Here is a 13213-nt window from a genome sequence, read left to right as displayed (position 1 = left end):
GATGTTAATTTTTATCCTTGCAAAGGTACAAAAAAAACTTCGTATACGGGTAACTTTTTTTATAAACTTAGAGAAATGCCTGCTCTTATTGGCATATTTTTTTAATTATTCTTTTTTATTTAAGAAATTTGTTGTTATTTTGCACCTCAATTTCGAGGTGTTAAACATTTATACAATGATTGTATTTCATAAAATAGTAGAACTTCAAAACGCTTTGTTTGCCGACCGTAAAGCCGGGAAAACTGTGGGACTGGTGCCCACAATGGGCGCCCTGCATGAGGGACATGCGTCTTTGGTTAAGAAAAGTGTAGAGGATAATGATATTACGGTAGTTTCTGTTTTCGTTAATCCAACACAGTTTAATGACCCTAAAGATTTAAAATCATATCCTCGGACTGTTGAGGACGACTGTAAACTGTTGGAGAAGGTTCATGCCGATTATGTGTTTGTGCCTTCTGTTGAGGAGATGTATCCTGTTCCTGATACACGTCACTTTGAATATCCTCCGGTTTCTACCGTAATGGAGGGCGCACATCGCCCAGGACATTTTAATGGTGTATGTCAGGTTGTAAGCAGATTATTCTATATCGTAAATCCGGACAGAGCTTATTTCGGAGAGAAAGACTGGCAGCAGATAGCTGTAATTAAAGCTATGGTTAAGGCTTTGTCTTTGAAGGTGAACATTGTTGAATGTCCTATAGTCCGCGATGCAGACGGACTGGCTCGTTCTTCACGCAATGCGCTCCTTTCAAAAGATGAACGTGCAATTGCTCCTGTTATATTCAAGGCGCTGAGCGAAGGTGTTGAATATAGCGCAAATCACAGTGTAAAAGAAACTCACGATTTTGTTGTTGGTGCAATAAATGCTGTCGACGGACTTGACGTTGAGTATTTCGAGATTGTAGACGGTGATACTCTTTTGCCTGTAAACGAATGGTCTGACTCTGACTATGTCGTAGGTTGTATAACTGTTTACTGCGGCTCACGTCCTGTGCGTCTTATTGACCATATTAAATTTAAGGAGCCGAAGTTGTAGGATTCTTTCGTGCTTGAACATTATAACGATATATAGAATTATGATGATAGAAGTTTTAAAGAGTAAGTTGCATTGTGTTCAGGTTACTGAGGCCAACCTTAATTATATGGGCAGCATAACCATTGATGAGGATCTTATGGATGCAGCTAATCTTATTGCAGGTGAGAAGGTTCAGATTGTTAATAATAATAATGGTGAGCGTCTCGAGACATATATAATAAAAGGTGAACGTGGCAGCGGTTGTATCTGTCTCAATGGTGCGGCTGCAAGAAAATGCCAGGTCGGTGATACCGTTATAATCATTGCTTATGCATTGATGGATTTTGAAGAGGCTAAGCATTTTAAGCCAACGGTGGTCTTTCCTGAGAACAACAGACTGGTCAAGTAAGTGTGGTAAATCAGTAGACAGATTTTTTGTTTAAGACTAAGATACAATAAAAGCGGAAACATGAATTATCTTTTTCATTGTTTCCGCTTTAATTTTTTTTCTACCAAAGCCCGAAGGCCTTGGTAGTTTAAGACTGATTATTCAATAACTATAAGCGGGGTGTCTTCCATAACGCTTTCACCCTCTTTTACAAGGACAGCTGTAACCTTGCCGCTCTTTTCTGCGTCAAGATTGTTAGCCATCTTCATAGCTTCAAGAACAACAACGGTGTCTCCGGCTTTTACTTCGTCGCCAACTTTCACCTTTATTTCTGTTATTACACCTGGTAACGGTGACTTTACAGCATTGTTCAGGTCTACTTTGTTGGTTGATGTTGGAGCAGAAGCTGTTTCTGCCTCGGGCTGTGCTACAGGGCGAACAACAACTTTCTTCTTTACGGGTTCCGGTTCCTTCTCCATCTGAACCTCGTATTCTTCACCGTTGACAACAACGTTGGCAATATTGTCGTTTATACTGTTTATTGCAACTTCATATTTGTTGCCGTTGATTGTATATTTATATTCTTTCATATTGTTTTGTTCTTAAGGATGTTGCGTCATTGTGAGTATATGAGACTCCCATTCGGAGTGCTTGCTCTTTATTGTAATGACACCAGCTTCTTTGTCGTGCACGTTATTTCCGTTGTATTCGTGCAAGGCTAGTGCTATGGCGGCATATACTTCGTTATTCTTCATTGTCACTGACATTTAAGTTTTGAAACAATTACATAGGAATGTTTCCGTGCTTCTTAGCAGGAAGACCATCTCTCTTTGTAGCAAGCTGAGCAAGGGCGCGACAGATGCGGAAACGAGTGTTGCGCGGTTCTATAACATCATCAATGTAGCCATATTTAGCTGCCTGATATGGGTTAGCGAACATCTCTGTGTATTCCTCTTCTTTTTCTGCCAGGAATGCCTTCGGATCTTCGTGCTCTTTTGCTTCTTTAGCGCAAAGGACTGCAACGGCACCGCTTGCACCCATAACTGCGATTTCAGCAGAAGGCCATGCATAGTTGATGTCTGTACGCAGCTGCTTGCAGCCCATAACGATGTGGCTTCCGCCATAGCTCTTACGCAAAGTAACTGTTACCTTTGGAACAGTGGCTTCGCCGTAAGCATAAAGCAGCTGTGCTCCGTGGAGGATAACTGCATTGTACTCCTGACCTGTACCCGGGAGGAATCCAGGAACGTCAACAAGGCTTACGATAGGAATGTTGAATGCGTCGCAGAAACGAACGAAACGTGCACCTTTGCGGCTGGCGTTAACGTCGAGTACACCCGCGTAGCATGAAGGCTGGTTAGCAACGATACCTACGCTCTGACCATTGAAGCGAGCGAAACCAACGATGATGTTCTTTGCGAATTTAGGCTGAACCTCAAAGAATTCGTTGTCGTCGGTAATTGCTGAAATAACCTTATACATGTCGTATGCCATGTTCGGATCTTCAGGAATGATCTCATTCAGAGAATCTTCCATTCTGTTGATCGGATCATTGCATTCCTTGCGGGGAGCCTCTTCCATGTTGTTAGACGGAATGTAGCTCAGCAATGTCTTGATCATTTCCATTGCCTCTTCCTCTGTAGAAGCTGTGAAGTGTGTAACACCGCTCTTTGTAGAGTGTACACTTGCGCCTCCGAGGTGCTCTTGGTCGATGTCTTCACCTGTTACAGTCTTAACAACTTTAGGACCTGTCAAGAACATGTATGATGTATTTTCCATCATCAGAGTGAAGTCTGTCAATGCCGGTGAATAAACCGCACCTCCGGCACACGGTCCGAAGATACCGCTAATCTGAGGTATAACACCAGATGCAAGAATGTTTCTTTCAAATATTTCAGCGTAACCGGCAAGTGCGCAGATACCTTCCTGAATACGGGCACCGCCAGAGTCGTTAATACCAATTACAGGAGCGCCCATCTTCATTGCCATGTCCATAACTTTGCATATCTTCTGGGCCATGGTCTCAGAGAGTGAACCGCCGTTTACGGTGAAATCCTGTGCAAAAATATATACCAGTCTGCCGTCAATTGTTCCGCTTCCGGCAACAACGCCATCTCCAAGATACTGTTTCTTTTCCATGCCGAAGTTTGTGCAACGGTGAAGCTTGAACATGTCAACTTCTTCAAAACTGCCTTCATCAAGCAACATATCTATACGTTCGCGGGCTGTGTATTTTCCACGTGCATGCTGTTTCTCAATAGCTTTTTCGCCGCCACCGAGACGAGCCTGCTCGCGTTTAGCGATAAGCTCCTTGATTTTTTCTACTTGTTTACTCATGATTTCTGAATGTATTTTTTATGTTTTTAGCGTTTTTATTCATATTAAGATTTAAAGCGGTGCTATAATAGCACAAGGAATTAAAGGCAAAATTCAATATTAATTGAAATTCACATTGTCTTTAATTCCCTGTCGTCCCTCTTTAATTTTTAATAAAAGAATTATTATTTCTCACAGAGTTCTGTAAGTATTCCGCATGTTGATTTCGGATGCAGGAACGCGATGTTCAGTTTTTCTGCACCTGGTCTTGGAGCCTTGTCAATGAGACGTACGCCTTTGCTTTCGCATTCAGCCAAAGCATTGCTTACACCGTCTTCAATGCAGAATGCTACATGATGTACTCCGTGATTGCCTTTGTCGAGCCATTTCTGTATTGTACTGTCGGGTGATGTTGGCTCGAGAAGCTCGAGTTTTACTTCTCCGCATTTCAAGAAAGCTGTTTTAACCTTCTGGTCTGCAACTTCTTCGACTGCATAACATTTCAGTCCTAATACATTTTCAAAATAAGGTAAAGCCTCTTCAATGCTTTGTACGGCTATTCCTAAATGCTCTATACGTGAAATTTTCATATTTTATAGGTTTTATAAGATGTGCAAATATACATATAATTATTTAATGAAACAATAATTTATAGCTTTTTAATTTTTGTATGATTTAATGTTACTGCTACATTTTGACATTGCCAATGTGTCGGAATTGCACTTTAACTTCTGAAATGATGACACTTTGTCGTCTATTCGGCTTTTTGCTGTTTATTGCTGTCGCTATTTTTTGTCTGTCTCCTGAATTCTGCACATGTGAGCGCTGTTGCCATTGCGACATTCAGGCTGTCTGCTTTCTTGTTCTTTTGGTAACAAGGTATGAATAGCGATCTGTCAGCCTTTGACAATATCTGTTGGGATATTCCGTTGCCCTCATTTCCCATGATTATAATTCCTGTTGGAGTCAGCTCCTGTGCGTATATGTCGGTCCCGTTTAATGCTGTTCCGTATACCAATGCATTAGCCGGTTTATTTTCTATAATTTCGTTCAGGTCTGTATAGATTATGTTTACATGAGCGATACTTCCCATTGTTGCCTGTACTACTTTAGGATTATAAGCGTCGGCTGTATCGTTGCTGCAAAATATTGTTGAAATGCCAAACCAGTCGGCTATTCTTATGATAGTTCCGAGGTTGCCCGGATCTTGCACTCTGTCAAGTGCAAGGCAGAGTTCGCGTTCACATATACTGATGTCCAGAGTATGGGTAGGTATCTTGAATATTCCCATCACTTGCTGTGGATGCTGTAAGAAGCTTATTTTCTTTAGCTCATCGTCTGTCACCGTCACGTCTTGTGGCCTTGCGCTTTTGTTGTTAGCTTTATACCATTCTTCTGTAGCAATAAGACGTTCCGGATTATATATCTCCGATAAGTCTCCTACAACTTTAGGGCCTTCTGCCACAAAGACACCTTCTTTCTGTCTGTTTTTCTTAAGTTCGAGTGAACGTATATATTTAATGAGATTTTTTGAAATCATGGTGTTGACGGATTTATTGTTATATGGTGTTTGTGTCTGACATTATATTAAATATAAATAATCTTTACGCAAATCTTTTCAGACCGGTTGGTCTAAACTTATTGCCGTTATACCAATTTCATTGTAATAACGTTGGCAAAAGTACTAAAATTTTATTATTTTTGCAACTTGAAATTTGCATTAAATGATAAAACAGGTATCTAAATATATTTCTTTATTTGTTTCGCTCTTGATTGTCGTGCTGGTGCTGTCAGGGTGTTCTGCATCGAAGTTCATACCGGAAGGAAAGTTCCTTTTGGATGATGCAGAGATAAAGTCTGATGTTAAGGACGTCAATCCTGACAGACTTAAGGCATATATAAGGCAGAAAGGCAATTCAAAGTGGTTCTCCCTGTTTAAGATACCTCTCGGCACTTATGCGTTATCCGGCAAGGATTCCACTAAATGGATAAACAAAAAACTTCGTGATTTAGGCGAAGACCCTGTTCTGTTTGACTCTCTTCAGACAGCCATGACATGCTCTGATTTAGAGAATGTGCTGCATGGTCTTGGATACCTTAGGGCTACCGTAGATTATAACCTCGACTTTAAAAAGAAAAGAAAGTTGTTGTTGTTTATAACCTTCATCCGGGTCCTTTGTATCACATAAGTTCTGTCAGTTATGATATTCAAGATGATAAAATTGCGGAATTCTTGAATACTGGTGAAGAGGGAGGCTTTAAGCCTGGATTACGTGTAGGTATGCCTTTCTTGACAAACGAACTTGACAATGAGCGAAAGGCACTGACAAAATATTTAAATAACAACGGATATTATAAGTTTCATAAGGATTTTATTACATATTCAGCCGATTCGGTGCGGGGAAGCACCGATGTTGACCTTACGTTGCATTTGCATAAATATACCGCCAACAGCAAAAGTCCTGAAGAGGCACATACCCGTTATAAAATAAATGATGTAACATATTACAGCAATGACGAACGTAATTATGTGCCTTTGCGCCAGTCAGTGCTTGAAGAGAATACTCTTATAGAACCGGGAGAATATTTTAATTCGGAAGCACTTCAGAAAACATATAACAGATTCAGCCGTCTCCAGATTGTAAAATATACAAATATACGATTCAACGAACTTCCTGACAGTGATAAGCTTAACTGTGATATCGGTATCAGCACAAATAAGATAAACAGTGTAATCTTTCAGCCTGAAGGAACAAACACTGCCGGAGACTTTGGAGCTGCAGCATCGCTTACTTATGAGAATAAGAACCTTTTCAAAGGTGCTGAAACGTTTAGTGTAAAATTGCGCGGGGCTTTTGAGGCCATTACAGGTCTTGAGGGGTATCAGAATCAGGACTATGAAGAATATAGTCTGGAGACGAAACTTGTCTTTCCGCGTCTGTTGGTTCCGTTCCTTTCAAAGAATTTTAAGAGACAGTCGGCTGCCGTAACTGAGTTGACGGCCAGTTATAATATGCAGAACCGTCCTGAATTTCATCGCCGTGTTTTTTCTGCCGGTGTGAGATATCGTTGGGATGACGTTAAGCGCAGGCGTAGATATAATGTAGATCTTATAGACCTGAACTATATTTATATGCCATGGATTTCGAAAACATTTAAAGAAGAATATCTTGACGATGTGGACAGCAGAAATTCTATTTTGAGGTATAATTACGAAGACCTGTTCATAATGAAGCTAGGCTTTGGCATGTCGTACAATAATGGCGACGAAGTCTATAAGTTTAATATTGAGACAGCAGGAAATCTTCTTAACGGTGTTTCACGTCTGATCGGCAGCAGCGTAAACAGCGACAATCAATACACCTTATTTAATATTGCTTTCGCTCAGTATGTGAAAGGAGATTTCGACTATACCCGCATGTTCCGTTTTGATTCACGTAACAATCTTGCCTTTCATGTTGGTTTTGGTATTGCCTATCCTTATGGCAACAGCCGCGTCTTGCCTTTTGAAAAGAGATATTTCTCAGGAGGTGCCAACTCTGTGAGAGGATGGAGCGTCCGTGGACTTGGACCGGGAAAGTTTAAGGGGACAAACGGCTCTATCGACTTCATAAATCAGACGGGTGATATAAAGCTGGATATTAATCTTGAGTTCCGTTCTTTCCTGTTCTGGAAGATTTATGGAGCTGTTTTTGTTGATGCCGGTAATATATGGACATTGAGGTATTACGAAGAACAACCCGGAGGACAGTTTGACATTAAAGATTTCTATAAGCAGATAGCCGTTGCTTACGGAGTGGGCTTAAGACTCAATTTCGATTTCTTTATTCTTCGTTTTGATATGGGTATGAAGGCCATAAATCCGGCTTATGACACACAGCAGGAACATTACGCCATCTTCCATCCTGATTTTAGTCGCGATTTTGCTTTTCACTTTGCAGTGGGCCTTCCATTTTAATCAGCCACCTGCCGTCTCTTTTTACCACGTTGATGTTATATACTTCGTGTTCTGATATTCTTCCGGGACGTCCTATAGTGTCTATCTTAAAGACATTATATGCGTCGCATTTCACTGTTGCCAGTGTGTCGTTCACATAGTTTACCTCGTCGGTTTCATGCGTGGTGCTTTCAGTGTTATTGTTAATCACATCGATATCTTCCTGAAATATATTGCTTGCCATGAACCTTATCCATTTTTCTGATTCCGGAGTGCATAAGGGTATGGCTTCTTTCAGTTTAAAGTTAAAATAATTTGAGGCAAACTGGTCAGTCACCGATATTATATTTTCCTCGTCTTCCGACTGATAATGTTTTGTACAGGAACCGAAAATTAATAGACAAATGATAGTCAGGAAAGATATTTTCATATTGATTAATTTTCTACAAAGATACCATTTTTTTTTGTACCATGGTCAATTCTTTATAAATTTGCAGACAAAAAATATCAAGATGCTTAATTTTATATCTTTCGGTAGTGGAAGTTGTGGAAACTGCTATTATATATATACCGAGACATACGGCATACTTATTGATATCGGTATAGGAATAAGAAAGCTAAAAAAATATTTTCATGATTATGGCCTTAGTGTAAAAAACGTAAGGTATGTGCTGATAACTCATGACCATGCAGACCATGTTAAGTCTGTAGGCAGTTTCAGCAACAGTCTTGGTGTGCCTGTGTATGCCACGAAAGAAGTTCATGAGGGTATAAGAAGCAACTATTGTGTAAGGAAAAAGATAGATGCGGCAAACGTCCGTATAATAGAGAAAGGTAAGGACATCGTTTTGGACGATTTCACGGTGTCGGCATTTCATGTGCCTCATGACAGTCGCGACAATATAGGCTTTAAAATTAAGTACGAGAATACCAATTTCTGCCTGATGACAGATGTCGGGCATGTTACCGACGAAATGACAAAGGCTATTAATGACGCCGATTATTTGGTCATTGAGGCTAATCATGACGAAGAGATGCTGCGGACTGGCCCATATCCCGAATACCTTAAGAAGAGAGTGGCCGGCGGCAATGGCCATCTGTCAAACAGACTGTGTGCGCAAAGTCTTGCAGCCAATGCCACGGGCAGGCTCAATCATGTGTGGCTGTGCCATTTAAGCGAGGAGAACAATCATCCGGAACTAGCCCGCAAGACCGTTGAAATGGGATTGGCAGGCTCTGGTAATCCTGATTTGGCACAGCTAAAGGTAGATGTATTGAAAAGAAACAGCCCAAGTGGGGCATATATACTTAAATGATTAAATTGGATTGAAATGAAAAAGTTGTTTATTAAGGGTGCATTGTTATGCACCGCATTGTTTTTCACGGTTCAGGCCGACGCTCAGATCAGTTTGGGTAATATCCTGAAAAATGTAGTGTCTGGTGGCTCATCAGAAAAGACAACCACTGAGACAACATCTTCAGACAATTCAGGCGTTGGCGGCTTGTTATCGTCGCTTACGAGTATTTTCTCATCAAACAAGGTGGCTACAGAGGATAAAATCATAGGCACATGGGTTTATGAAGAGCCGGCAGTTGTGCTGTCGAGCGATGACATGCTGAAGAACATAGGTGGAAAGGTGGCTTCTTCAGCTGTAGAAACTCAGCTGAAGAGCAAGCTGGAAGGCTATGGCTTCAAGAAAGGCAGCGTGACCATGACTTTTGACAAGTCGGGAAACTTCACCCAGACGCTTATGGGAAAGAAAGTTACCGGTACATACACCATTGAGGATAAGAACATTGTGCTGAAGTACGGCGGCAAGATTTCACAGATAGTAGGAACAACACAGCTTGACGGCGACAATCTTCTTATCGTTATGAATGCGTCAAAGCTCCTTGAGTATGTAAACGTACTTGGTTCTGTGTCACAGAATTCAACACTTAAGACAGCTGCTTCGCTTATAGGCGGAATGGATGGTCTTGAGTGCGGACTGAAGCTGGTTAAGCAGTAAATTTCAGCTCTAAGAGGTGATGCCGGCATGGATATTGAATAAAAATAGTTAAATGTTTAGTTAATACGAGGCAAAATAACACTTATATCAGCTAAAAGCATTACCTTTGCGCCGCTATTACGAGTTGATAGCATAAATTCAAACCTAATTACAAATAAAAAATGGCAACAAAAATCAGATTACAGCGAGGTGGCCGTAAAGGTTATGCCTTCTACAGCATTGTCATCGCAGATGTAAGAGCACCACGTGATGGTAAGTTTACAGAGAAGATTGGTACATACAATCCTAACACCAATCCTGCTACGGTAGATTTGAATTTCGACCGTGCTCTCTATTGGGTTGAGACTGGCGCTCAGCCAACAGACACAGTACGCAATATCCTTAAAGGTGAGGGTGTTTATATGATGAAGCATCTTCGCGGTGGAGTAAAGAAAGGCGCTTTCGACGAGGCTGCAGCTCAGAGCAAGTTCGACGCTTGGAAAGCTAACAAGGTTAAGGGTCTTGACCAGATTCGTGAAAACGAGGCTAAGAGCAAGAAAGACGCTGCTGCTAAAGCTCTTGACGCTGAGAAGAAAGTAAATGAGGAGATAGCTAAGAAGGTAGCTGAGAAGAAGGCTGCTGCAGCTGCTGCTAAGGCTGAGGCCGAGGCTGCTGCAAATGCAGAGGCTTCTGCTGAAGAGGCACCTGCTGAGGCTTAATTTTCTTAAAAAGAGATTTTAGAATAGGGCCGGCTCATCATTTGAGCCGGCTTTTTTGTTTTCTTTCTTCTGTTATGTCTTAAGGTTGTTTTGCTTTTTTTATTTCTGCTGTGCCTCCTTTTGGGGAATATGATGCTCGTGGCTTTTCTTTATCTTTGTTTTGGTATAATGGTTCTTTCTGTTTAATTATGATGTCTGCTGTTTGAGTTGTTCCTGTTTTTTTATATTGTCTCGTCTATTGTCGTTCTTTTTGTATGGAAATTTCATTGTTACGTTGTCGCTGTTTTGTAAATATAATTCTCTATTCAGACAGAAAACTTTTTATTTTTAACGCTCTCAGAGTGGCCATGCTCTCTGCAAATCAATGATTTTGAGCGAAAAATATCAAAAATAGTATATATATGACAATATGTTGATATACAATGACTTACATTGTTTTTTGGTAAAGATAAGAAGAGTTAAAAAATATTACTATGCCGTTTGGAGGTCAGAAACGGCTCATTTAGCAAGGCAAACTCATGCTTTTATGTCTTGAATATGCATGAGTTTTAATTAAAAATGTGCCTTTTTATTGACTTTTGTGTATGCTAAATGTAAATATGTCTTAATATTTAACCTCTATGCAGATAGAAAATAAATGTCTATTAACATTATGATTTCTAGATTAAAGAAAACTCATGTCCTGATTTTTTACCGTTTTCTTCATTTTGTAAGTTGTTGCTTTCTATTGAGTTTTTCTCTCTTTATATGAAATATTATCAATGTTATAAAAGTAAAATTTTTACTTTTTCCGTCTTTATGTAATTCGCATTCTTAATGAGTTTAATATGTCTTTAATCCGTATTGAGACATGTATAATTTGTATATTCATTTATTCCGTCTGTTTATTGTTTCCAGTAGACATCTTGCTGTATGCCTTTATGGGCATTGCCTGCTGAGTCGGTAAAATATCTACAGCAATTTGCCAATATAAAAAAACAGCAGTTTGTCTTAATCCTTATAACTCCTTGAGGAATATACGGAGGCTTCTGTATTTTTGTCAAAATATGATGTTTCATGTTTACGCCGATGGCACGATTTTTGGTGATGAAATTATACGTGCGTTCTGGCCATAAAAAATATTGTTGGGCTTATTAGGCTTGTGCCAATATTCTGACATAATGCCGCGATGTGCTTTTAAGTGCTACAAAATATATTGGGCGGATTGTGCCGTATGGACATTCCGTCATGCTATGGCTAAGTAAATAATTACAGATTAATCAGTAGAATATGTTTAAGCAAGGTGTCAATAAAATATTGTTTTTTGTAGTATTGTTTCTAGCGTGTCTGTCATCAGTAAGTGCAGAGGCTGCATCATCAGATCCTTTGTGGCTGTCGTCATGGCGTGCAGGCACGGTCGTGTCTGATTCAGATGTCAAGTCGGTAGGCATATCCCGATGCTTTGTAAGCGAAGATATTAGTGACAAGGTGTTCAAACGCATGTGGCTCAAGTCGTGGAAACGCAACTGCACGATGAAGCGCAGCCAGCTGTGCTATTTGAAGATGCTGCACCGTAATGCCAAGGGGCAGACACAGCTTGGAGAGATGGTTGTAAACAGGGCTATAGCCGGTAAGGTGTTGAGAATTTTCAGAAAACTTTATGATTCAGGTTACCGCATTGAACGTATGGTGCTCATCGACGATTATGACGCAGACGATCAGGCCTCGATGCGTGCCAACAACACTTCGTGCTTTAATTTCAGATTTATGACAGGATCAAAGACACGAGTTTCAAAGCATGGTCAGGGACTGGCAATAGACATTAATGCGCTTTATAATCCTTATGTCCGCAAGAACAGCAACGGCACATGGACTATTGAGCCGAAAGAAGGGCGCCCTTATGCCTTCAACCGAGATAAGCGTAAGGATATTCCTTATAAGATAGACCGCAATGATCTGGTATACAAGCTGTTTATCGAGGCCGGATTTACATGGGGTGGGGCATGGCGCCGCTCTAAAGATTATCAGCATTTCGAGATCAGCCTTTAGAGTTTTGGCATCTTTAGCGTTACTGAAATTGCAGATGGTTTCAGCTTTTATGTCTTTTCTTTTTTGCAGGCATTTTATAATGTTTGCATATATATGGCTTTTTGAATGAGTTTGTCAATGTAATTCTCAAAGAAAAATATTTTAACTTTTCATTGTGGGGTGTTCGTTTTCTTTGTATTTTTGCTGTCTGATGATCGAATGTCATTAGAATGACGCCCCGGTGATTTGTCGTATGTTTGCAAGTGAACAGGACGTTTCTAAGTGGGGGCTTGTCCGTTTGTTTATGCATGGCAGTATTTGTTGCTGTTTGTTGAAACATTTAAAGTAGTTTTTTATTGAATATTTTGCGTATAGCGCGTGATTTGTGGATTTGTTGCCGGTTCGGAGGAATTGCGTGGATGGGAGAAGTCTGATTTGCTTCAGCTCTTTCTTGACACGCAGCCTATCATTGGTTCGCTTGACAGCTTTGGTGTCTTTTTCACCAAAGAAGATATACGCAGTGCAGTAAAGATAGGGGCATGTAATATTTATCACGCTTGTCTGCACAATTTTCTTCATGCGCGGAACAAGGGCGTTCTTGCGGAACTTTTTAAGTCGGCCAGGTTTACAGTTCGCATGAAACATTATTATGATACAGGCGACTATGTCGCTTCATTCAGCAGGTTGAAAGATGTTGTTCCTGATGAAGACAGGCAGATTTTGCTCTGTGCTGCTTCTGTGGCTGACGGGTGCAACAGTGATTGCTTTGACGGGTATAGTCTGATGCTTGCAGACTGGGCCGGCGATATAATCCGGACAATGCATTAGATGTATAGAGTATTT

13 protein-coding genes and 1 pseudogene are annotated in these 13213 nt (G+C 40.5%); 8 read left to right on the top strand and 6 right to left on the bottom strand.

Going from position 1 to position 13213, the window contains the following annotated elements; all coding sequences use genetic code 11:
• Nucleotides 1-175: 175 nt before the first annotated feature.
• A complete protein-coding gene (gene panC / locus ACU52_RS08210; RefSeq protein ID WP_053398483.1) occupies nt 176-1036 on the top strand; it encodes a pantoate--beta-alanine ligase in 861 nt (286 codons plus the stop codon).
• 40 nt (nt 1037-1076) lie between these two features.
• Nucleotides 1077-1424, top strand: a complete 348-nt coding sequence (gene panD, locus ACU52_RS08205; protein ID WP_053398445.1) for an aspartate 1-decarboxylase — start codon at nt 1077-1079, stop codon at nt 1422-1424.
• A 137-nt stretch (nt 1425-1561) separates the two neighbouring features.
• Here panD and ACU52_RS08200 read toward each other — a convergent pair whose 3' ends face one another.
• The 5 genes from ACU52_RS08200 to ACU52_RS08185 all read right to left on the bottom strand — a co-directional run bounded on the left by ACU52_RS08200 (nt 1562) and on the right by ACU52_RS08185 (nt 5259).
• Nucleotides 1562-1993, bottom strand: coding sequence for a biotin/lipoyl-containing protein (locus ACU52_RS08200; RefSeq protein ID WP_053398444.1), 432 nt, complete (start codon nt 1991-1993; stop codon nt 1562-1564).
• Nucleotides 1994-2005: 12 nt separating this feature from the next.
• A complete protein-coding gene (locus tag ACU52_RS15380) occupies nt 2006-2158 on the bottom strand; it encodes a hypothetical protein (RefSeq protein ID WP_021854127.1) in 153 nt (50 codons plus the stop codon).
• A 28-nt stretch (nt 2159-2186) separates the two neighbouring features.
• Nucleotides 2187-3740 carry an acyl-CoA carboxylase subunit beta gene (locus ACU52_RS08195; RefSeq protein WP_021854126.1) on the bottom strand — a complete coding sequence of 518 codons (1554 nt, stop codon included), beginning with the start codon at nt 3738-3740 and terminating at the stop codon, nt 2187-2189.
• A 164-nt stretch (nt 3741-3904) separates the two neighbouring features.
• Entirely contained in the window at nt 3905-4309 is a 405-nt protein-coding gene (gene mce, locus ACU52_RS08190) for a methylmalonyl-CoA epimerase (RefSeq protein ID WP_021854125.1), read from the bottom strand.
• A 164-nt stretch (nt 4310-4473) separates the two neighbouring features.
• Entirely contained in the window at nt 4474-5259 is a 786-nt protein-coding gene (locus ACU52_RS08185) for a TrmH family RNA methyltransferase (RefSeq protein ID WP_053398443.1), read from the bottom strand.
• Between the two features lie 184 nt (nt 5260-5443).
• Here ACU52_RS08185 and tamL point away from each other — a divergent pair.
• Nucleotides 5444-7677: pseudogene (gene tamL / locus ACU52_RS08180) on the top strand (translocation and assembly module lipoprotein TamL).
• Here the strand turns inward: tamL and ACU52_RS15085 are convergent.
• Nucleotides 7631-8086 carry a hypothetical protein gene (locus ACU52_RS15085; protein ID WP_147630819.1) on the bottom strand — a complete coding sequence of 152 codons (456 nt, stop codon included), beginning with the start codon at nt 8084-8086 and terminating at the stop codon, nt 7631-7633. The pseudogene tamL and the gene ACU52_RS15085 sit on opposite strands and share 47 nt — an antisense overlap.
• An 82-nt stretch (nt 8087-8168) precedes the next feature.
• On the opposite strand from ACU52_RS15085, the gene ACU52_RS08170 reads away from it, so the two are divergent.
• From ACU52_RS08170 to ACU52_RS08150, 5 genes are all read left to right on the top strand, one after another.
• A complete protein-coding gene (locus ACU52_RS08170; protein WP_053398441.1) occupies nt 8169-8972 on the top strand; it encodes an MBL fold metallo-hydrolase in 804 nt (267 codons plus the stop codon).
• Nucleotides 8973-8987: 15 nt separating this feature from the next.
• Nucleotides 8988-9665, top strand: coding sequence for a lipocalin-like domain-containing protein (locus tag ACU52_RS08165; protein ID WP_021854120.1), 678 nt, complete (start codon nt 8988-8990; stop codon nt 9663-9665).
• 161 nt (nt 9666-9826) lie between these two features.
• Nucleotides 9827-10363: a 30S ribosomal protein S16 gene (locus tag ACU52_RS08160; RefSeq protein WP_021854119.1), complete on the top strand. Its 537-nt coding sequence runs from the start codon at nt 9827-9829 to the stop codon at nt 10361-10363.
• Nucleotides 10364-11632: 1269 nt separating this feature from the next.
• Nucleotides 11633-12391 (top strand): M15 family metallopeptidase, encoded by a 759-nt coding sequence (locus tag ACU52_RS08155; protein WP_082335219.1) that lies wholly within the window; start codon nt 11633-11635, stop codon nt 12389-12391.
• Between the two features lie 357 nt (nt 12392-12748).
• A complete protein-coding gene (locus ACU52_RS08150; protein WP_147630818.1) occupies nt 12749-13198 on the top strand; it encodes a hypothetical protein in 450 nt (149 codons plus the stop codon).
• The last annotated feature ends 15 nt before the right edge of the window (nt 13199-13213 follow it).

Origin of the sequence: Xylanibacter rarus (genome assembly GCF_001275135.1) — a bacterium.
GTDB classification, from domain to species: domain Bacteria; phylum Bacteroidota; class Bacteroidia; order Bacteroidales; family Bacteroidaceae; genus Prevotella; species Prevotella rara.
This window is presented reverse-complemented; position numbering and strand designations above follow the sequence as displayed.

What these genes read in the sequence shown, in the direction of transcription:
- ACU52_RS15085 (WP_147630819.1), bottom strand. Translation starts at nt 8,086, where the DNA reads ATGAAAATATCTTTCCTGACTATCATTTGTCTATTAATTTTCGGTTCC.
- panC (WP_053398483.1), top strand. Translation starts at nt 176, where the DNA reads ATGATTGTATTTCATAAAATAGTAGAACTTCAAAACGCTTTGTTTGCC.
- ACU52_RS08160 (WP_021854119.1), top strand. Translation starts at nt 9,827, where the DNA reads ATGGCAACAAAAATCAGATTACAGCGAGGTGGCCGTAAAGGTTATGCC.
- ACU52_RS08185 (WP_053398443.1), bottom strand. Translation starts at nt 5,259, where the DNA reads ATGATTTCAAAAAATCTCATTAAATATATACGTTCACTCGAACTTAAG.
- ACU52_RS08195 (WP_021854126.1), bottom strand. Translation starts at nt 3,740, where the DNA reads ATGAGTAAACAAGTAGAAAAAATCAAGGAGCTTATCGCTAAACGCGAG.
- ACU52_RS08200 (WP_053398444.1), bottom strand. Translation starts at nt 1,993, where the DNA reads ATGAAAGAATATAAATATACAATCAACGGCAACAAATATGAAGTTGCA.
- ACU52_RS08170 (WP_053398441.1), top strand. Translation starts at nt 8,169, where the DNA reads ATGCTTAATTTTATATCTTTCGGTAGTGGAAGTTGTGGAAACTGCTAT.
- mce (WP_021854125.1), bottom strand. Translation starts at nt 4,309, where the DNA reads ATGAAAATTTCACGTATAGAGCATTTAGGAATAGCCGTACAAAGCATT.
- ACU52_RS08155 (WP_082335219.1), top strand. Translation starts at nt 11,633, where the DNA reads ATGTTTAAGCAAGGTGTCAATAAAATATTGTTTTTTGTAGTATTGTTT.
- ACU52_RS15380 (WP_021854127.1), bottom strand. Translation starts at nt 2,158, where the DNA reads ATGAAGAATAACGAAGTATATGCCGCCATAGCACTAGCCTTGCACGAA.
- ACU52_RS08165 (WP_021854120.1), top strand. Translation starts at nt 8,988, where the DNA reads ATGAAAAAGTTGTTTATTAAGGGTGCATTGTTATGCACCGCATTGTTT.
- panD (WP_053398445.1), top strand. Translation starts at nt 1,077, where the DNA reads ATGATGATAGAAGTTTTAAAGAGTAAGTTGCATTGTGTTCAGGTTACT.